Here is a 19,856-nt window from a genome sequence, read left to right as displayed (position 1 = left end):
ATCTCCTAATGAGCCTTCTCAGCCTCAATATAGGCTTTGAGCGATTGTTCCCAATTCGCAGGAACAAAGCCCGTAGCTGAGAGTTTATTCAATGCAAGAGTACTGTAATGGGGACGAGGAGAAATGGGGGTTGGAGCCTCAGCAAAATAATCTGCTGTAGAAACTGGCTTGACCGCCCCGCCATTGCCCTCAGTCAAATCAAAAATGCGCGCAGCAATATCAGCCCAGCTGGCACTCGCGCCGCTACCCGTGAGATTGTAGGTACCAAATTCAGCATGTGGCGCACGGTCATCGAGTGCCGTATCGCCTTCACGATATCCCAACAGCCACAAAATGCCTGCAGCCATATCTTTTGTAAAGGTCAAGCGACCAATTTGATCGTTAACTACACTCACCTGCGAAAGCTTGCCTGCTGCCACGCGATGCGAAAGATCCATCATGGTGCGAACAAAATTTTTGCCATCACCAATAACCCAACTTGAACGCACAATAAAATGACGTTGGAGCTGTGCGACGAGTGCATCTGCTGCGGCCTTGGTTTGTCCATAGACACCTAAGGGAGCAAACTCCTCGCTTTCGTTATGGCTTTCTTGAATACCATCAAAAACATAATCACTGCTCACGTGTACAAGCGTGAGCTGATGTTCGGCAGCCACACGACAAAGTTTGGCGACACCCTCGACATTAATGTTCCAAGCAGCTCTACGACCTTCAGCGGTTTCCGCCTTGTCCACCGCCGTAAAAGCAGCCGCATTAATGATGGTGCCAAAGGTATCCCAAGCAATATGTTCATAGGCTGCAGGATCGCACATATCAAAACTTTCGATATCGTGAAACTCCCAGCCCTCAAGCCCGCGACGCGCGACTTCTGCTTGGAGTGCACGCCCGAGCTGACCGTTGCTACCCACTACAAAAGTTTTACGAGGACCCATGGGCAAGGCATCTGCAAGGAAAGGATGGTGTAAGTCTGCCTCGGAGCGTATCGATTTCTCCAAAGGGATGGGCCAGCTGATATTGAGCTGTGGATCAGCCAAATTTACAAACGTATAGTTTTTCTTTTGCTCGGCAGACCAATGCGCATTAACAAGGTAGGTGTAGATGGTGCCATCCTCAAGTGCCTGGTATGCATTACCCACGCCACGTGGCACATAAATTGCTCGCGTTGGATCGAGCTCACAGCAAAAAACCTGACCATAGCTCGCGCCAGGACGCAAATCTACCCAAGCACCAAAAATCTTGCCTGCCGCGATAGAAATCAATTTATCCCAAGGCTCAGCATGAATGCCACGGGTAGCACCGCGAGACTCGTTATAAGAGATATTGTTTTGAACAGGACCAAAGTCAGGGAGTCCCAGTTTTAACATCTTGGAACGCTGCCAGTTTTCCTTGAACCAGCCGCGATTATCGCCGTGCACCGTTAGATCAAAAACAATAACGCCTGGTATGCTTGTCTCGTGTGCCGCAAGCTGCTTTCCAAAATCCACTGGAGCTCCCTCGAATTTTTACTTACTGACCTTGCTTGGCATATTTTGCCTCAGTCTCGGCTTTTGTGTCCTCCCACCAGCTACGATTATCGCGATACCAAGCGATAGTGGCATCAAGTCCGCTCTCAAAGTCAGTGTGGGATGGGTGCCAACCAAGCTCAGTTTGAAGCTTGCTCGCATCAATGGCATAACGACGGTCATGACCAGGACGGTCACGCACCCAATCAAAGTCATCGACAGCTCGGCCCATATGCTCCAAAATCAAGCGCAAAACATCAATATTGTTGCGCTCGCCATTAGCACCAATGAGATATGTTTCGCCTATACGTCCCTGAGTAAGAATGGTCCAGACCGCACTGCTATGATCATCGGTATGAATCCAGTCACGCACATTTTTGCCATCGCCATAAAGCTTAGGACGAATACCACACAATATGTTGGTAATCTGACGAGGAATAAACTTCTCAATGTGCTGGTAGGGACCATAGTTGTTGGAGCAATTTGAAATGGTGGCGCGTACGCCAAATGTGCGATGCCAAGCACGCACCAGGTGGTCTGCGCTCGCTTTGCTCGAAGAATAAGGACTACTTGGACAATAAGGTGAACCCTCGTGGAACTTGTGAGGGTCATCTAAGGCCAGATCTCCATAAACCTCATCGGTTGAAATCTGGTGATAACGCACATCGTATTTACGTGCTGCTTCTAACAAGGTATAGGTACCCACCACATTGGTTTGGATAAAGGGTGACGGATCCAAAATCGAATTGTCGTTGTGACTCTCAGCGGCATAATGTACGACAGCATCACAGTGTGAGACTAGCTGGTCTACCAGCTCAGCATCACAAATATCTCCCTGTACAAAATCCATCTGCTCAGGCGCAATACCATCGAGATTATGAATATTACCTGCATAGGTAAGCTTGTCCAGCACCGTCACCTGTGTCTTTGGGTGCTCACGGGTGACATAATGCACAAAATTTGAGCCAATAAAACCAGCCGCACCCGTCACCAGAATGTGCTTGGGAATAAATTTCTCTTCTGCCATGTAGGTTCCTTTCGGCTACCAAAACGGTGCTGTTTTCTCATGTATACAAGGCAAGCAAAGCCCGCGTGAACTGGCTATCCAATCCTATTCAAAGCGGCTATCCTTGCGAATCTTGCCATCAAGCAAATGACGCAGGTGCTCACCATAGGGACTTTTACCGTACGCCTCGGCTGCTTGCCTAAGCGCATCCTTATCAATCCAGCCATTTTGATACGCAATATCTTCGGGTACTGAAACCATAATAGACTGTGAGCTTTCGATAGTACGAACAAAGTTGGAGGCATCAAAGAGGCTGTCCATGGTACCTGTATCTAACCATGCATAACCACGACCCAGCGTTACCACATCAAGAGCGCCATCCTGCAAATACATCTCATTGAGGGACGTAATCTCCAACTCACCACGAGCAGAAGGCTTAACCTGACGAGCCAGCTCGGTCACGCGGTTATCGTAAAAATACAGACCGGTTACAGCGTAATTGCTTTTGGGGTTGGCGGGTTTTTCTTCGATAGAAACTGCCTTGCCATCCTCCCCAAATTCCACCACGCCAAAACGCTCGGGATCATCCACGTAATAACCAAAGACCGTCGCTCCTCCCTCACGCTCAGCTGCCTTTACCGCATGACGCAAATGACGAGAAAGACCATTGCCATAAAAAATATTGTCGCCTAAGACGAGCGCACAAGAATCTCCTGCAATAAATTCCTCGCCAATGATGAAAGCTTGAGCGAGACCATCAGGACTTGGCTGCACAGCATAGCTCAGTGAGATGCCAAACTGACTACCATCACCCAGCAACTGCTCAAAACGAGGGGTATCTGTAGGAGTAGAAATCACTAAGATGTCGCGAATGCCAGCCAGCATCAACGTAGACAGCGGATAGTAAATCATCGGCTTGTCATACACAGGCAAAAGCTGCTTGGACGTGACCATGGTCAAGGGGTACAGGCGCGTTCCCGAGCCACCCGCAAGAATAATGCCTTTCACAAACAACCTCCTGTATAGGGCTTTACAGATACAGTAAGAGTAACGCAAGCAGAGCCAAAGAGTCGTTTGCTCCTAAACAATCTTGACTATCGGCGCAAATCCCTTAAGTAAGCGTTTGGTAGTGCCAAGACTTTCGAAATAGACTGTCAAAGTGTCCTTGTCTATTGCACGCACAGTACCCATCTTGAAAGTCTTATGCGACACCCGATCGCCCACCGCAAAGCTTTCATTTGCCTTTGCGACATCGCGACGAATGGGCTGTGCATTAGAACCCATCTCACGAGAACCACCCGTTGAGCGCGTACGCGAACCAAAGACCTGCCCACCGTAAACCTCGCTACCGCGGCCACTACCATAGGTACCATGCCGATCGCCACGTTTTTCCCAACCAACTCCACGATATCCCGAAGAACCAAGACCTATGGTTTGAACATCATCTTCAGGGATTTCTGCCAAGAAGCGGCTCGGCGCATTTGCCGAGGTAGAGCCAAACATTCTACGTGTTGCTGCATAACTCAGATAGAGCCTGCGCTCTGCTCGGGTAATGGCTACATAGGCAAGACGGCGTTCTTCCTCAAAAGAATCTGGCTCGCCTTCCTTTGCACGATGAGGAAAAAGCCCCTCTTCCATACCCGCAACAAATACAACAGGGAATTCCAAGCCCTTTGCAGAATGAATAGTCATGAGCGTTACCGCGCTACTGGAGCCAGCCAAACTATCAAGATCCGAGCGCAGAGCTAGCCACTCCATAAAAGCAGGGAGCTTTTTGGCAGCAACGCTCGCCGCATTTTCTGCTGCTGCACGGGGCGCTGCGGAAGCTTCATCCGCTGTGACAGCTGCAGCAAGTTGGGCTAAGCTTTCAAGCGTTGCTGTGGCATCATCATGCGTTTCATCAAACTCGGCAGCCACACCAAAAAACTCTCGAATGTTATCAATGCGACCATCGGCTTCAACGGAATGCTCTGCCTCGAGAGCACGTATAAGACCCGTTTTGTCAACAATTGTCTCAACCACATCTGACAAGTCACCCTGCAGATGACGACCTGCTTCTATAGCTGCGCTAAACTCACCCAAACCTGCACGTACCTTAGGACTAAAAAGACCTGTTTCTGCCACACAAGCTTGAGCAGCTGCAAAGAAGGTCAAGTCGTGTTCTGTGGCATAGCTGCGAATTTTGCCAATGGAAGTTGTACCAATACCTCGACGGGGCGTGTTGATAACACGTAAGGCCGATATGTCATCGTCGGGATTGACCACGAGCTTGAGATAAGCCATTACATCGCGAATCTCTGCTCGATCAAAGAATCGCGTACCGCCCACGATTTTGTAAGGCACCCCCGCACGCAACAGCATATCCTCGAGTACACGCGACTGAGAATTAGTGCGATAAAAGACCGCAATGTCATCGTAGCTGGTACCGTCATCATGATTTTTTTCGATCTCCGAGCCAATCCAACGACCCTCATCGCGTTCATCATCGGCTTGATACAGAAAAATCTTGTCGCCATCGTTGCGATTGGTAAAAAGACGCTTGGCCTTGCGTCGAGAATTGTTACTCACCACAGCATTTGCTGCAGACAAAATATGATGGGTTGAGCGATAGTTCTGCTCGAGCTTGACTACCTGCGCATCGGGATAGTCCTGCTCAAAAGCAAGAATATTTTTTATATCGGCACCACGCCAGCTATAAATTGACTGGTCGTCATCGCCAACCACCATTAAATTGCGATACTTTGCTGCCAACAAATTGGTAATGGAATACTGAACATGGTTGGTATCCTGATACTCATCCACACTAATTTGACGGAAGCGTTCCTGATACTTGTCCAATACGTCGGGATGTTTTGCCAACAGCTCATATGCCTTGATAAGCAAATCATCAAAATCCATAGCGTTTGCTCGTGCCAGGCGAAGTTGCAGCTCTCGATATACACGAGCTGCTTTGAGACTAAGCGGATTATGATCCCCTGTGGCTTCATCTGCCATATCCGCAGCTGTTTTCATTGCATTTTTTGCCTGTGAGATACGTGAACGAATAGCCTGTAGGGGAAATTGCTTGGGGTCAATATCCAACTCATCCATGATGGTCTTGACAAGACGCTTTGAGTCATCGTCATCATAGATAGTAAAATTGGGACGATAGCCCAGCAGCTCACCATCCTCGCGCAGCATACGCACACACATTGCATGGAAGGTACACACCCACATACCACGCGTGCCCCCAGGGAGCAATGCGTCCAGACGCTCGCGCATCTCGGCTGCTGCTTTGTTGGTAAAGGTGATTGCTAACACCTGCCAAGGACGCACTCCTTCATCAGAAATCATGTGCGCAATGCGGTACGTCAACACCCGCGTCTTGCCTGAACCAGCGCCTGCCAAAACCAGCAAGGGCCCACGTGTACACAGCGCCGCTTTGCGCTGCGCAGCATTAAGACTATCAATATCAACAGCGCTTTCTACAGAGGCAAAAGACTCTTTATCAGTCGTACCAACTGCTACTCGAGATTGTTTTTTTACAACAGACGCAGCTACGCTCTGTCGCTCAGAGAAGCTAGACTGAGACTTCATAAACTCATCAAAAGACAGTGACAAGGGAAACTCCGTTCATCATGTGGGAGCTACTAGTCTACCCCCTGTAGCGGACCTCAAAAGGGCTTTACTCATCTGTCTCTTATTTGTTCATCAATTTTCGACTTGTTTAACTCTGCAACATAAGTCTTAACTAATGTGGGAACATTTAAGTCATTCAAGCGCGCTCTCAACGAGCAGCAACATGGAGGGTCATATGATTAATTTTGTCACTGAGGAGTCTTTCTGGGAGCTTTTCCCTGAGGCAACTATCGGCGTTTTGACCGTAGATGGCATCAAGCCAACCGACCAAATTGATCCCGAACTGGTCGCCCGTGCTCAGAAGGAGCTTAAACGTGCCAATATCGTTGCGCGCAAATGGGTGCCCAACAACCCCATTAGCAAAAACGAAGTTCCTGCGGTATGGCGCGAGGCATACCGCAAATTTAAGACCAAGCATGGTGCCCGCTGCTCAATCGAAAACCTACTTAAGCGCGTCCTTAAAGACAATCCTGTTGGCTCCATCAACCCCGCAGTTGATGTGTCCAATGCAGTTTCTCTGACCTATGCCTTCCCCATGGGCGTAGAAAATATCGATGCTTTTGTGGGCACCTTCCGTCTCGCGCTAAGCGAAGGTGGAGACGACTATCTGGCTGTTGGTGAGGATACTCCTGATCCCACCCTCGCTGGTGAGCTTGCATACCTAGACGATGCGGGGGCTATTTGTCGTTGCTGGAACTGGCGTGACTGCCAGCGCAGCGCAGCTACAGACAACACCCCTCATTGCGCCTTTATCATGGAGTGTATTGAGCCTCATCGCGTGAATGATCTGCATGCTGCTATCGATCAACTAGAAGTCTTTACCAGCGAAATTCTTGGTGCTCATACCACCAACAAAGATTATCTGACGATTGATCATCGCACGACTCCACTTATCTAAGCGCTGACTTATCCGCCTATAACGCACAGCGCGCCTGGGACAGCACAGGCCCCAGGCGCTTTTTCTTACAAATCCCGCTTTGCGTAAAGTTTCTGCGAGAGTTTGAGCGAGGCGAAGGAGAGTAAACCCACAAGCAGAGCCGCAACAACTAAACTCCATCCCATCCCTAGTTGCGCATACAGCTTTGACAGCGTTTCTGTCGCTCGTAAAAATCCTTGCCTTGGTGCAGGGAAAGTTAACAATAACGGAAGCATCACAGGCAGCGACATAACAGGCCAAGCTCGTTGAGCTCCCCACCAAAACAAAACAGGCATTTGGAGTGAAAGTAACAGAAGCAATATCAAGGCAGCCGCTACAAGTACAGAGCCAACTTCTGTCATAGTGCTTAAGGCATTGCTGTTGAATTGTTGCATTGCGAGTACCACTACACCATTGAGCAGTATGCAAACGATAGCTCCCGTAATAGTTACCGCAAACACAAAAACATAACGTCCTGTTACCACTTGAGCGCGCGTCAGAGGAAGCGCATCACGAGCCTGCTGCCAACCATTTGCTTCGTCATCTGAAAAAGCACCTCCTGCCAAGATATACATCACCATAAAGAAAATGGTGAGCGAAATCTGTATCTGCAACTTTGTTATCGTGACGTGAGCAATATCTATGTCGTCTCCTCCAAAGACTGCGCCCGCTCCAACGAGAATAATTACCGTCGCAAATAGCAGAAGATACTGCGGAAATTTGCGCAAAAACTGGCACCAATCTGCATAAAGAACCGCAAGCATTTATCTCAGCTCTCCCTTCGCAACGAGGGTCATCGTCTCATCGATTGTCGCTTTATCAATGGTAAAAGTTGGGAAGCGCTGCTCAAACTGAGCACGGTTGAAAACAAGCACATCCCAGGAGAAGTCACGCTTTACTATACGGATTTGGCCTTCAGGAATATAAGCACTTGCAAGCAGATACTCCAGTTCCTCGCCGCGCAAATGAGCGATACCCATCTCGTCATAAATGCGCCCACAATCACTTGCAAATGCAATTTTTCCCTCTTCAAGCATCACAATATAGTCTGCGATATGCTCAAGGTCGCTGGTAATATGACTAGAAATGAGAATTGATCTCGTGCCATCTTCCATGCTCTCGCGTAAAATATCGAGCACTTCATCGCGCACAATAGGATCAAGACCTGCTGTCGGTTCGTCCATTACAAGCAAATCTGCACCGCAGGCAAGCACGCAAGCAAGCTGTAATTTCATACCCATACCGCGAGAAAGCTCTCCAACCTTTTTGCGGGCAGCATATGAACGATGGGGCTTTGGATTTGCTTGTAGCAAGCCCATACGCTCAAGCAGATGTTGGAGCAACGGATAGTCAAGCTTTGGATATGCCAAGCTATACATTGTTGCAACCTGCGCCACACTCATTCGCAACGGATATGCACAGACCGAACTCACATAACCTATACGTGCTTTAAGAGCGTTGAGCTCCGCACCGGAAAGAGCATCTCGTGTTTTGCCAAAGAGCTCGACCGAACCAGCATCAGCATGCACACAACCGAGTGCAACTTTCATAAGTGTAGATTTACCTGCGCCATTACGGCCCACTAAACCTACAATCGACCCTCGAGGCACATCAAGAGATGCTGATTGAAGGGCAAAGTCACCGTAACGTTTGTCAATCTCGCGCAATCTCAAATCGCAAATTTCCCCTGACAAGTCAAGACTACCAAGGGGAAGCTTGTTATCCCTATCAAAAGGCTTACGCGCAAAATGCGCAGCACTCTGAGCGTCTGTACCCACATATGCTTTCATGCTCAGTGTTCCTCCTCAAGAATCAAGTCAAGCATTTCGTGCAGTTGTTGAGAATCAATCGCAGCAGTTCGTGCCACAGTGACCGCTTGCGCAAGCGCTGCTTCTACCCGTCTGAGTTGCTCTTCTCGCAAAAGTCCTGGATCGACACCCGCTACAAAGCAACCTTTACCAGGGACCGTTTCCAAAATGCCTTGGGCTTCAAGCTCTGCATAGGCACGTTTAGTGGTAATGGCGCTAATGCGCAGACTCGTTGCAAGGCTTCGGATGGATGGAAGCTGCTCACCAGCGCAAAGATCGCCTGCAAGAACAGCCGCTCTCAACTGATCTGCAATCTGCTCATAGATGGGCTTGCCCGAGGAGTTGGAAATTACAATCTCCACGCTCATTTCCCTCTCCCTTTGTTCTGTTCATTGTGTACATACTGTATATATCATATATATACAGTATGTCAAGAAAAATCCGCTTAGGACTCTCCCTAAGCGGATAAATAACAGCTAATGTAAGGCGAATTAGGCGGAAGCGAGGGCGTCGGCCAAAGCCTCAATCTCGGCGAGATTTACTTCCTTAACACTAGAACGCAGGTGCACCACAGGCTCGATAATAGTCATATTGGGCATGGCCTCAACTTGTGTTTGGATGAGCTTGCCCGCCGTAGGAGCCCAACTGCCGTTTTCCATAATACCAACAACGCGATTCTTAAGGGCATGAGCTGCGATATCGTCCAGCAAAGTGCGCATGCTATCAAAGATGCCCAAATTATAGGTGGCGCAAGCAAAGACAAGTTTGGAGTATTGGAAGGCAACAGAAACAAGCTCAGAGGTCATCGTCTTGGAGCTATCGTAAACGCGTACATTGCGCATGCCGCGCTCAGCCAGCTTGCCCGCAAGAATATCAGCCGCAACAGCTGTATCGCCATAAACTGAGCCATAAAAGATTGCGACAGAATCGATTTCGGGTTCGTAGCTTGCCCACTTGGCATACTTATCAAGAATGAGATTAAAGTCCTTGCGCCAGATATGGCCATGCAACGGACAAATCATACGGATATCCAACTTGGCAAGTTTTTTGAGCAGCATATTGGTTTGCACACCATACTTACCTACGATATTAACGTAGTAGCGACGCGCCTCATCCAGCCAGTAGTGCTCCCAATCAACCTCATCAGCAAAGATGTTGCCACCCAGCGCACCAAACTCACCAAAGGCATCGGCGGAATACAAAACGCCTGTCAGCTGATCGTAGGAAACCATCACCTCGGGCCAGTGGACCATGGGAGCTAAAAAGAACTGCAGGGTATGGCGTCCCAGCTCAAGCGTATCGTTTTCCTTGACCGTAATTGCATGAGGAGTAACATCAAAATCAAAGAATTGTGACATCAACTCAAAAGACTTGGCCGTAGCCACAAGCTTAATCTCGGGATAGCGCTCTACCAGCTGAGGAATCATACGGCAATGGTCGGGCTCCATATGATCTACGACCATATAATCAAGCGTACGTCCAGCAAGTAAATACTCAAGGTTTTCCATTACCTGCAGTATGGTGACCTCATCAGTGCCATCCATCAAGCAGGTCTTCTCATCCAAGATAAGATAGTTGTCATACGACATGCCCGCAGGTGTGGGATAGGTATTTTCAAAAAACTCTAGCCGCCTATCAGATGCGCCCAACCACCAACTATCTTCGCAAATCTCGCGAACGTTGTGCATAATCTCACTCCTTGCTGAGTAACGCTTATCAAGCACATATAAATTTTCCCCACGTCCCTGCATGTGCACTGCAAGCAGAAATGTCTGGAGAAAGCTCTCATCTCAAATGATATGCGATTCTGCCTATAAAGAGACGTGCAGAGCATAACTGTTTCGATAAACAGCACATTGCAGATGCTTCTCGCATAGCGAATAGTTTTTCTTGTCCTGTGCAAAGAGCGCACGGTCCTGGGTTGATGACCTACAAAAAACAGCATCCTATAGGATGCTGTTTTTTTCACAAAGGAAAGGAGCTGGATGAGTGTTCGTTAATGCTTAGGCCTCAATGAACTTGAGGAAAGCATCTGCCTGAGCCTGAATAGCCGCTTTTTGCTCATCAGTGAAAACAACGACATTATCCCCCCAAGCAGAACCATTGACCGTATAGCCTTGGCCCAACTCATCCATGGAATTCATCCCAACAAAAGGAAGAAGCTCGCCAAGTCTGGTGCGCATCTCTAGCGTTGCGGTTCTGCCTCCAATACCAGAGAAGGTGACTTTCTTATCCTTGGTCGCTTTTTTGGAAGAGCCCTGAGCCGAAGGACGACTCATCCAGTCAATAAGATTCTTGATATTAGCTGGGTAGCTTGCATTGTACTGAGGGGTGACAATCCAAATACCATCGGCGGCAGCAAACTCGTTGCGCACGCGCTGGATAGATGCGGGGGTTGGCCATTCAATATCTTGGTTCATAAAAGGCACATCCCCAAAGTCAAGTTCTTTAACCTCGACCGCATCACCTAAAGCTTGGATGATAGCTGCCTGGAGCTGACGATTGAATGACTGCTTGCGCAGGGAACCCTGCACCATAAGGATGGTCTTCTTCAATGCGTTATCCCTCTCTTTATTTCGGCACCAAGCCATTGAGCTTGAACATATTGTTTTATACCCGGTAAATCACGAGGTTTTCATCTACGCCTAAGACCACATACCCGCTACAAAAAACCGCCTGCCTTTTGAGCTGCATCTTAATAACATGGTTTGCAATGTTGAAATCCACGCTTGATGCAATTCATACGACAGACGGTTTGATAGTCAGCAACAAAGCTTCACTATATGTGCAGCTGTTTACTCTTTATTGCACTTACTCCTTATTGCGACCACGGTAAACAACAAAGCCAGCAATTGCTACTACAACAGCAATGATGACACCGATAACACCAGTTGGCATAGAGCGTGCCTCGTCAGCCTTCTTGCTGTCTGCAGATCCCTCGGCAGGTGCCTCCTGTTTGGTGTTCTCCTCCTCAACCGGCTCGACGACATCCTTAGCAGCGGCATCAGCATCAAATTTTGCCAGCTCGTCAGCATAGGTCAAAGCAGTAGCAAGCTTGCCCTCAGCAAGATCACTTGCAGCAAAAGGCTTGGAGGTATCTCCAGCGTTCAGATAATCGCGTACTTCTTGTACCAGCGTATGCACCTTGGCTTGTGCCTGTTCGGATACAACATCATGAGCCTTATTTGCAAAGGCCATACGAGCCTTGCCGTCTTTGACATCTTTCATCTGAGCATCAACGGTTTCATGCTGAGCAATAATATCTTTTTGCAAGACATCAAGATATGCATGAACACCCTCAGCAACATCTTTGCGGTGGTTGTAAGCAAGAGTATTAAGGTCCATCAAATCGTAATCGAGATACTTCGTGCCAGAATCCTTCAGAGCAATTTTCTCGTTGGACTCAGTGATTTTCTCGTCGTAGATCTTGTTGCCATCCTTATCCTTGCTGTATTCCATAATGTCACCAACATGCGAGGTATCGTATGCAGCCTCGTTGGGATAGATATCCTGGTCAACTTCAGTCAGCAATGCAGAATAGCTAGGAATATAAAGGGTGAACTCAGTGCGGGACAAACCCTCCCACTGAATGGTTGCAATATCGGCATCCAAGCCTTTGCGTACCTGGAAGATATGGCTCTCGGTGCTACGATTGTTACCAACTGCATAGAGCTTATCGTTCTTGTTGGCATCTACCGCTGTGCCCTCGCCACGAGCGCCCAAGGAGCGCAAAACCGTGAACGTATCAACCTTTTCGGCAGGCTTGACATAGAAAGTAGAGTTAGCAACGGTGGCTACGGAGCCGTCTTTGTCAACGGTATAGTCGCTGCCCTCAGTAAGCTTCTCACCAAAGTAAAGATGTCCTTGGACATAACGGGTATTTTGACCTACACCCTGATCCTCAGAGCTGTTGCCATAAGAACTGGCAACGTCCATCTTGCCATCTTTTTCAACATAGGTACCAGCATCTTCGGCAACCTTTTTGAGATCCTTGGAGTGCAAGCAATTCTTGCTATCCTCAAGGTCAACATCAAACTTGAGGTTATCCATATTGGGATTCAAAGAAGCTTGATCGGATGCCATCTTAACGGCAATCCACTGCTTGCCAGACAGCTGAGCAAAGATCCACGTCTCGTTTGCATCGCCAATAACAATCTGGTTGCAGTCCTGAGATCCCTGCTCATCAATAACCTTACCAAGTAGCTCCACGCCCTCGCGAGCGGTAGAAGCCTGAGAAAGGACAAAGTCATGGATGCTGTACTCACCAATACCCGTATCAATACGAGGGTCAACCTTATCAATAGCATCGCTCATATTGGTGGTTAGAGTTGAAGAAACACTGACGCCCTTCTCATTGGTACCAGCCTCGGAATAAGCCTTGGCATTCGCGTCACCAGCTTCAGTCCAGTTATCAGGTGTATCGCGAACATAGGTATAACGGAACGTAGGGCCATCAATTTTATAAGAGAAGCTTGCTTTGGGATCGGTGTCATTCTCGTAACTTTGAATGACTTTGCCATTTTTGGTAGCAGGAGCAACGCCAAAAGCCTTGGGGTAACGATTGGCATAATCTTCTGCGCGACCCCAGAAAGTATCACCTGTAGTGGTAAGTTCGGAGCCTATATAAACTTGGGTGCAGGCAAGAGCAGTCTGGGGAATACCCGAAATTGCGACTGCAGTTGCAGCAACGATGAGAGCGCGGGTTGCCTTAGAGAATCTAAACTTCTTGTACATGTGCTAGTCTCCTCTCAGCTTGGAAGCCTGTTGCTTCCGCTGTAAAAACGAAACGGCCATGGCTCACGATAGCGAAACATTTTTGAAATATTGTATAAATCGCTCTCAATACGGCGAGCGGGGCAATAGCTGCCGTGAGCTGTCATGAGCAGATAAAATGGTTAATCAGGCCTACGTTTGGTTTGGGGAATTTACCACGGGTGGACCCATAAGCTAATGCCTACTTCAGATGTTGCGCTCGTAAAAAAGTCCTTAAAACTGCAAAAAACTCGAAAAAAGCTCTAGGACATCATTGTCTTGAAAATCAACAGGGCTTTGAGCTAGCAAAAAAGCACTAAAAATCTTTTGCTGAAAAACTGATGAAAAAATAATGCTCCGGGCTTCTCCTGCGACAGATGACAACAAATTTATAATGCATATTTTAAGGATAAGTACTAAATATAATGGATAGAGCTAAGGTGATTTAGACTCTTATGAATAGGATATTCCTATATAAATTTTTCAATACAAAGGGTGAGTAGAACAATATCGCCCACCAAACCAGCAAGCATCAACACTTTGTCGGTAAGTCCGTCAGCATGACATAAATGCAGACACCAGCTCGACTCCAAAGGAAAGAGCAGATTCATCGGCATTTTATTAAGCAAATCAAGCAACAAATGGGCGGCATACCCAGCTGCAAAAGAAGGGATTGCCATCGGCAGCACAAGACCTATCGTCACAGAAAAGAGTACAAGCGCCAGTACCGAATGAGTAAAACTCCGATGCGGCGTAAACCTGCCGATAATACAAAGCCCAAAAAAGCCAAGTAGTCCTATAACTTGTTGACTGAGCTGGATCTGCAAAATATATGCCCAGAGCTGTGCCCCTAAAGCACGGTCAATACCAAAACTCACTATGGCCAGCACAGCTACGATAAGCCGCGCAATGAAAACATCGCGACTGTGACTCGTGGCGTGCACGTCGATATCAGGTGTAATCGAACCAAGTGCACCCGCAAGGACAGCGGCCATACAGGCAGCAGAACTCGCTGGCTGCGACACAAAGAGTGCCGCTGCAATACCAACAGTTATGTGGGTTTTGCCCATCATCTACTTTCACCACCTTTTACTAGAAAAAATATATCATGGTTTCATATGAAAATGATTTTGCTTATTTTTCTTCGATAGGAGTGTTATGTCCAAACGCGACGCTCAGATTCTTGAACTGCTAACCAGTGAAAAGAAAATTGAGGTTTCTGCTCTCGCTGAGCATTTTGGCGTTTCAACCGTCACCATGCGCAAAGATCTCGACTCCCTGCAAACACGCGGCCTTGCTTTACGCGAACATGGCTTTGCTTTACTTTCAAATCCCAATGATGTAGCTGGACGTCTTGCCTACCACTATGAAGAAAAACTTCGCATCGCCAAGCGAGCAGCCGAATCGATATCCGATGGTGCAACTATCATGATTGAAAGCGGCAGTTGTTGTGCCCTGCTTGCCCGCGAGTTAGCGGATACACACCAAGGCGTCACCATCATCACCAACAGTGTTTTTATCAGCACGTATGTGCGTGACTCTCCCAATATCACAACGGTGCTCCTCGGTGGTACGGTCCAAGGCGATTCTCAGGTCACCGTAGGTCCACTACTGCGTAGCTGCGTAAAGTCCTTTGCGGTAGAGCGCCTTTTTATTGGAGCTGATGGGTGGCTTGACGGCATAGGATTTACCAACGGAGATCAATTCCGCGCGGAAGCAGTACTTTCCATGGCAGAATCAGCGGCGCAAGTAGTTGTGCTCACTGAATCCGAAAAGTTCCATCAATATGAAGCCGTACCTTTGCGCTTTGAAAACAAGCCGCTTTATCTTGTTACTGACGCTGGCATCAGTCCTGCTGACCGTCGCAAAGTCAAAAAACTCGGCATTCATATCGCGCTTGCCTAAGCGCTCACCAAACACGAGATGCCGCATCTTTGCTCATCTGCTGATATTTAGTATTGCAATGAGCTCACAGATGAACAGAGCAACTAGCAAAAAGCATGGATGCCTGCACGTTCATATGCTTGAGCATAGGCGCACAAGTCATCACTCGAGAGATTTTTTTCTCCTGAGAGCTGGTAGTTGCGCTCAAGCAGAGCGTATTTACTTTCGCCAAAATTGTGGAAAGGTAACAGCTGCACACGCTCTATCCCCAACTCAGCAAGGGTTTCTGCCATGCATTTTGCATCTTCAACCGAATCGTTAAAGCGGGGAATAACTGGCGTTCGTATCAGCACATCCTTACCCGCTTCTTGTGCCCAACGAATATTTTCTAGAGGCAACTCGTTTGTCTCGCCTGTGCCGCGTTTATGCGCCTGTGGATCGCCATGTTTAAAATCAATCAGCAGGTGATCAAGATGCTCCGCCACCGCAGCAAAGACTTTGTTTGAAACATAAGCTTCGGTCTCAATGCAGGTATCCACTCCCTCAGCATGCAGCAGACTCAATAGCTCGATATCAAACTCAGGCCAAAGCATGGCCTCACCGCCAGACAACGTAACGCCGCCACCCGAATCCTCATAAAAGGGCTTATCTTGCAGGCAGACTTTGAGAACCTCTTCTGTTGTCTGTGTCGTTCCCACCAAGGATAGCGCACGGCCTGGACATGTATCTACCATCTGCTTTGCAAGTTCAGATGAGCCATCAACGGTGTTTATATTGACGTGCCGCTTGCCTGCTGTCGTTGACACACCCGCTTGTGGGCAGGCAGCTATACAAGCACCACATTCAATGCAGGCGTCTGCCTTCCACTCCAACTGCGGACGACGCATTTGACTTTCGGGGTTGGAGCACCAAAAACAACGCAGAGGACAACCTTTCAAAAACACCACCGTACGGATTCCGGGACCATCATTGAGACTGAATTTTTGGATGTTAAATACGGTGGCTGACTGCATATATATCCTCTGCACAATTTGTCTTTTTACTTGACATTCCCTCTCCGCTTGGTATCATAAACTTACGTTCGAAACTTTTCAAGCTTTTTTATGAAATGGAGAAGGCTATGCAGAATTCCAAGCACTTTGGTTCTTTGACTGCCCGCATGCAGGCATTCCGTGAAGAAGTGCTCGATGAAAAGCCCTTCGTTGACGCTGAGCGCGCAATTCTTTGCACTGAGTCCTACAAACAGAGCACAAACCAGCCTCCTGTTCTCCGCCGTGCTCTCTCTTTTGCTCATATTTTGGACAAGATGAGCATCTACATTGAGGACAAAACACTGCTTGCAGGAAACCAAGCAAGCAAAAACTGCAATGCTCCGGTGTTTCCCGAGTACACACTCGGCTTTGTCATAAATGAGCTGGATCTTTTTGACAAACGTGATGGTGACGTTTTCTACGTAACCGACGAAGACAAAGCTCGCATTCGTGAGATTGCACCCTATTGGGAAAACAATACTCTGCGCGACCGCGGTATGGCTCTGCTTCCCGACGAGGTTTCGGTCTTTATGGAGACGGGCCTTTTTGGCATGGAGGGCAAACTCAATGCAGGCGATGCCCACCTAGCTATCAATCATGCCCGCCTATTACGTGAAGGTCTGCGCGGCTATGAGGAACGTGCGCGTGCAGCTAAAGAAGCACTCGACCTCACTGACCCCGAATCTGTTGATAAGCTGGCTTTTTATCGTGCCGTTCTCGTTGTGATTGAGGCCGTTCATCGCTGGGCTCAGCGCTATGCTGATCTTGCGTTTGAGCTTGCTCAAGCTGAGAGTGACCCCATCCGTAAGGCAGAGCTTACCCGTATGAGTGAGATTTGCGCCAAGGTTCCCTATGAGCCTGCAAACAATTTCCGCGAAGCCATTCAAGCCGTATGGTTCTCCCAGGTTTTACTGCAGATTGAGTCCAACGGTCACTCACTTTCCTATGGCCGTTTTGATCAGTATATGCTGCCCTATTACCAAGCAGATCTTGCGAGCAGTGCTATCACGCGCGATGAAGCGCTTGAACTGCTTACTAACCTCTGGATCAAGTCTCTGACTGTCCAAAAGATCCGCAGTCAGTCGCATACGCTCTCTTCAGCTGGCAGTCCCATGTATCAAAACGTCACCATTGGCGGCCAAACCACCGAGCACAAAGATGCAGTCAATGAGCTCTCTTATCTTGTGCTGCAATCGGTTGCGCAAACCCGCCTCACCCAGCCCAATCTTACGGTGCGCTATCACGCCAATATCGACAAGATATTCCTCGATGAGTGCGTTGAAGTGATGAAGCTTGGCTTTGGTATGCCCGCTCTCAACAACGACGAAGTTATCATCCCCTCATTTATCAACTGGGGTGTTGCCGAAGAAGATGCCTATAACTACTCTGCAATCGGCTGTGTTGAAACTGCGGTTCCGGGCAAGTGGGGCTATCGCTGCACGGGCATGAGTTATCTCAACTTCCCTCGCCTGCTGCTCTGCGCAATGAACGGTGGTGTAGATCTCACCAGCGGCCGACGCTTCACCAAAGACTATGGCCACTTCACCGCTATGCAAAGCTACGATGAGCTCTTTGCCGCTTGGGATAGCACAATTCGCGAGATGACTCGCTACTCGGTCATTGTTGAGAACTTTATCGACAAAGCTTCTGAGCGTGATGTTCCCGATGTGCTTTGCTCGGCGCTCACCGATGACTGTATTGCACGCGGCAAAACCATCAAAGAAGGCGGTGCGGTCTACGACTTTATCTCTGGATTGCAGGTAGGCCTGGCCAACATGGCAGACAGTCTTGCAGCTATTAAAAAACTTGTCTTTGAAGAGAAGACAATCACTACACAGCAACTATGGGATGCCATCCTCGAAGACTTCCAATCTGAAGAAGGCCAGCGCATCCAAATGTTGCTCATTGAAAATGCCCCCAAGTATGGCAACGATGACGACTATGTCGATCAGCTTGCAGTCGAGGCCTATGAACCCTATATCCAAGAAATTGAGCATTACCCTTCGACTCGCTATATGCGTGGACCTGTTGGCGGCATCCGCTATGCTGGCACAAGCTCTATTTCCGCAAATGTCGGCCAGGGTATGGGCACCATGGCAACCCCCGACGGACGCCACGCGCATGCACCTCTCGCCGAGGGTTGTAGTCCTGCTCACAACTGTGACAAGCAGGGACCCACAGCGGTGTTTAAATCCATCACCAAACTTCCTACCGAAAAGATTACCGGTGGTGTTTTGCTCAACCAAAAAGTTACACCCATGATGCTTTCTCGCGAGGAAAACAAGCAAAAGCTCGAAATGATGCTGCGTACCTTCTTTAACCGTCTGCATGGTTATCATGTACAGTTCAACGTGGTATCCCGCGAAACGCTGCTTGATGCCCAAGCACATCCCGAGAACTACAAGGACTTGATTGTGCGTGTAGCTGGCTATAGCGCCTTCTTTAACGCCCTTTCAAAAGCAACACAAGATGACATTATTGGACGTACCGAACAGACAATATAAGTAAGATAGGGTTTGAGTTGTACCGTAGATACACAGGAAAAACGGAGGGATCCCATGGAATTTTTTATCGATAGCGCAAATATCGAAGACATCAAGGAGCTCAATGCCATTCTTCCTATTGATGGCGTAACAACCAATCCCACCATTCTCACTAAATCGGGTAAGTCTCCCGAACAGGCTCTAGCCGATATTTTTGAGGAGTTCAACGAAGATCAAAAGGTCTTTGTACAGGTAATTGCCACCGATTATGAAGGAATACTCAAAGAGGCTCGTATGATTGCTTCTTTACGTGGCGGTAAAAACATGTTAGTCAAGATTCCTGTGAGTCGTGAGGGTCTGCGGGCTATCCCTGCCGTCAAGGCAGAGGGCATCAACATTTTGGCTACGGGTATCTATTCGCCCGACCAGGCATTCTGGGCAGCCAAGGCTGGCGCGGATTATCTGGCTCCTTACGTCAATCGTATGTGCAACTATGGTGATGGTGTTGGTCAGGTAGCCGAGCTCGTGGATACGCTGGCAATCTATAACATCGATTCCAAGGTTTGCGCTGCTTCCTTCAAGAATGTCGATCAGGTACATCAGTTGCTCGCCGCAGGTTGCCCTGCTTTGACCGTTGCTCCCGATGTCATCCGCGCCATGATTGATCACCCTGGTACTGCTATCGCTGTTGACGAGTTTTCCGTCAACTGGCAGAAGGCGTACAGCCGCAACACTCTCAAAGCATAGGCTTGCAGCGTCTTTTGCACGGTTTTTTGCATCGCTAATGCACTGCTCGTAAAGTTTGAGTAGTGCGAGCCATAGCCATAATCGCTACCTCAAATTGCCTCCTATTCCT

General features: G+C 48.4%; 16 protein-coding genes. 4 read left to right on the top strand and 12 right to left on the bottom strand.

What is annotated here, in order from left to right:
• Positions 1–5 precede the first annotated feature (5 nt).
• The 4 genes from BN4314_RS05615 to BN4314_RS05600 form a co-directional block, all read right to left on the bottom strand.
• Positions 6–1,484 (bottom strand): sugar nucleotide-binding protein, encoded by a 1,479-nt coding sequence (locus BN4314_RS05615; RefSeq protein WP_021735645.1) that lies wholly within the window; start codon positions 1,482–1,484, stop codon positions 6–8.
• Between the two features lie 22 nt (positions 1,485–1,506).
• Positions 1,507–2,529, bottom strand: a complete 1,023-nt coding sequence (gene rfbB / locus BN4314_RS05610; RefSeq protein WP_021735612.1) for a dTDP-glucose 4,6-dehydratase — start codon at positions 2,527–2,529, stop codon at positions 1,507–1,509.
• Positions 2,530–2,613: 84 nt separating this feature from the next.
• Positions 2,614–3,516: a glucose-1-phosphate thymidylyltransferase RfbA gene (gene rfbA, locus BN4314_RS05605; protein ID WP_021735601.1), complete on the bottom strand. Its 903-nt coding sequence runs from the start codon at positions 3,514–3,516 to the stop codon at positions 2,614–2,616.
• 72 nt (positions 3,517–3,588) lie between these two features.
• The gene (locus BN4314_RS05600; RefSeq protein WP_021735600.1) at positions 3,589–6,108 is read right to left on the bottom strand and encodes an ATP-dependent helicase; all 2,520 of its coding nucleotides are present in this window, start codon (positions 6,106–6,108) and stop codon (positions 3,589–3,591) included.
• 193 nt (positions 6,109–6,301) lie between these two features.
• Between BN4314_RS05600 and BN4314_RS05595 the strand changes: the two genes are divergently transcribed.
• The gene (locus BN4314_RS05595; RefSeq protein WP_021735639.1) at positions 6,302–7,024 is read left to right on the top strand and encodes a B3/B4 domain-containing protein; all 723 of its coding nucleotides are present in this window, start codon (positions 6,302–6,304) and stop codon (positions 7,022–7,024) included.
• Positions 7,025–7,089: 65 nt separating this feature from the next.
• Here the strand turns inward: BN4314_RS05595 and BN4314_RS05590 are convergent, their stop codons facing one another.
• The 7 genes from BN4314_RS05590 to BN4314_RS05560 form a co-directional block, all read right to left on the bottom strand.
• Positions 7,090–7,806 (bottom strand): ABC-2 transporter permease, encoded by a 717-nt coding sequence (locus BN4314_RS05590; RefSeq protein ID WP_021735658.1) that lies wholly within the window; start codon positions 7,804–7,806, stop codon positions 7,090–7,092.
• On the bottom strand, positions 7,807–8,832 hold the full coding sequence (locus BN4314_RS05585) for an ABC transporter ATP-binding protein (RefSeq protein ID WP_082911181.1): 1,026 nt from the start codon (positions 8,830–8,832) through the stop codon (positions 7,807–7,809).
• 2 nt (positions 8,833–8,834) lie between these two features.
• Positions 8,835–9,218 (bottom strand): GntR family transcriptional regulator, encoded by a 384-nt coding sequence (locus tag BN4314_RS05580; protein ID WP_315522668.1) that lies wholly within the window; start codon positions 9,216–9,218, stop codon positions 8,835–8,837.
• Positions 9,219–9,341: 123 nt separating this feature from the next.
• Positions 9,342–10,538: an FprA family A-type flavoprotein gene (locus BN4314_RS05575; RefSeq protein ID WP_068540239.1), complete on the bottom strand. Its 1,197-nt coding sequence runs from the start codon at positions 10,536–10,538 to the stop codon at positions 9,342–9,344.
• Between the two features lie 315 nt (positions 10,539–10,853).
• Entirely contained in the window at positions 10,854–11,405 is a 552-nt protein-coding gene (locus BN4314_RS05570) for an NADPH-dependent FMN reductase (RefSeq protein ID WP_068540238.1), read from the bottom strand.
• 256 nt (positions 11,406–11,661) lie between these two features.
• Positions 11,662–13,584 (bottom strand): C69 family dipeptidase, encoded by a 1,923-nt coding sequence (locus tag BN4314_RS05565; RefSeq protein WP_068540237.1) that lies wholly within the window; start codon positions 13,582–13,584, stop codon positions 11,662–11,664.
• A gap of 488 nt (positions 13,585–14,072) precedes the next feature.
• Positions 14,073–14,672 carry a metal-dependent hydrolase gene (locus BN4314_RS05560; protein WP_187369553.1) on the bottom strand — a complete coding sequence of 200 codons (600 nt, stop codon included), beginning with the start codon at positions 14,670–14,672 and terminating at the stop codon, positions 14,073–14,075.
• A gap of 88 nt (positions 14,673–14,760) precedes the next feature.
• On the opposite strand from BN4314_RS05560, the gene BN4314_RS05555 reads away from it, so the two are divergent.
• The gene (locus tag BN4314_RS05555; protein WP_068540236.1) at positions 14,761–15,507 is read left to right on the top strand and encodes a DeoR/GlpR family DNA-binding transcription regulator; all 747 of its coding nucleotides are present in this window, start codon (positions 14,761–14,763) and stop codon (positions 15,505–15,507) included.
• Positions 15,508–15,590: 83 nt separating this feature from the next.
• On the opposite strand, the gene BN4314_RS05550 is transcribed toward BN4314_RS05555, so the two are convergent.
• The gene (locus BN4314_RS05550) at positions 15,591–16,499 is read right to left on the bottom strand and encodes a glycyl-radical enzyme activating protein (protein WP_068540235.1); all 909 of its coding nucleotides are present in this window, start codon (positions 16,497–16,499) and stop codon (positions 15,591–15,593) included.
• A 107-nt stretch (positions 16,500–16,606) separates the two neighbouring features.
• On the opposite strand from BN4314_RS05550, the gene BN4314_RS05545 reads away from it, so the two are divergent.
• Together BN4314_RS05545 and BN4314_RS05540 are read left to right on the top strand one after the other, a co-directional pair.
• A complete protein-coding gene (locus BN4314_RS05545; RefSeq protein WP_068540234.1) occupies positions 16,607–19,021 on the top strand; it encodes a glycyl radical protein in 2,415 nt (804 codons plus the stop codon).
• 54 nt (positions 19,022–19,075) lie between these two features.
• Positions 19,076–19,747, top strand: a complete 672-nt coding sequence (locus BN4314_RS05540; RefSeq protein WP_021735637.1) for a transaldolase family protein — start codon at positions 19,076–19,078, stop codon at positions 19,745–19,747.
• The last annotated feature ends 109 nt before the right edge of the window (positions 19,748–19,856 follow it).

The organism is Olegusella massiliensis, from assembly GCF_900078545.1.
Taxonomy (GTDB): domain Bacteria; phylum Actinomycetota; class Coriobacteriia; order Coriobacteriales; family Atopobiaceae; genus Olegusella; species Olegusella massiliensis.
Note: the sequence above shows the minus strand (reverse complement) of the source record. Positions and strands in the feature narration are given on the sequence as shown.

Bases quoted from the DNA above. Each gene is read 5' to 3' on its own strand.
- BN4314_RS05580 (WP_315522668.1), bottom strand. From the start codon at position 9,218: ATGAGCGTGGAGATTGTAATTTCCAACTCCTCGGGCAAGCCCATCTAT.
- BN4314_RS05585 (WP_082911181.1), bottom strand. From the start codon at position 8,832: ATGAAAGCATATGTGGGTACAGACGCTCAGAGTGCTGCGCATTTTGCG.
- BN4314_RS05545 (WP_068540234.1), top strand. From the start codon at position 16,607: ATGCAGAATTCCAAGCACTTTGGTTCTTTGACTGCCCGCATGCAGGCA.
- BN4314_RS05555 (WP_068540236.1), top strand. From the start codon at position 14,761: ATGTCCAAACGCGACGCTCAGATTCTTGAACTGCTAACCAGTGAAAAG.
- BN4314_RS05575 (WP_068540239.1), bottom strand. From the start codon at position 10,538: ATGCACAACGTTCGCGAGATTTGCGAAGATAGTTGGTGGTTGGGCGCA.
- BN4314_RS05560 (WP_187369553.1), bottom strand. From the start codon at position 14,672: ATGGGCAAAACCCACATAACTGTTGGTATTGCAGCGGCACTCTTTGTG.
- BN4314_RS05590 (WP_021735658.1), bottom strand. From the start codon at position 7,806: ATGCTTGCGGTTCTTTATGCAGATTGGTGCCAGTTTTTGCGCAAATTT.
- rfbB (WP_021735612.1), bottom strand. From the start codon at position 2,529: ATGGCAGAAGAGAAATTTATTCCCAAGCACATTCTGGTGACGGGTGCG.
- BN4314_RS05550 (WP_068540235.1), bottom strand. From the start codon at position 16,499: ATGCAGTCAGCCACCGTATTTAACATCCAAAAATTCAGTCTCAATGAT.
- BN4314_RS05565 (WP_068540237.1), bottom strand. From the start codon at position 13,584: ATGTACAAGAAGTTTAGATTCTCTAAGGCAACCCGCGCTCTCATCGTT.
- BN4314_RS05540 (WP_021735637.1), top strand. From the start codon at position 19,076: ATGGAATTTTTTATCGATAGCGCAAATATCGAAGACATCAAGGAGCTC.
- BN4314_RS05595 (WP_021735639.1), top strand. From the start codon at position 6,302: ATGATTAATTTTGTCACTGAGGAGTCTTTCTGGGAGCTTTTCCCTGAG.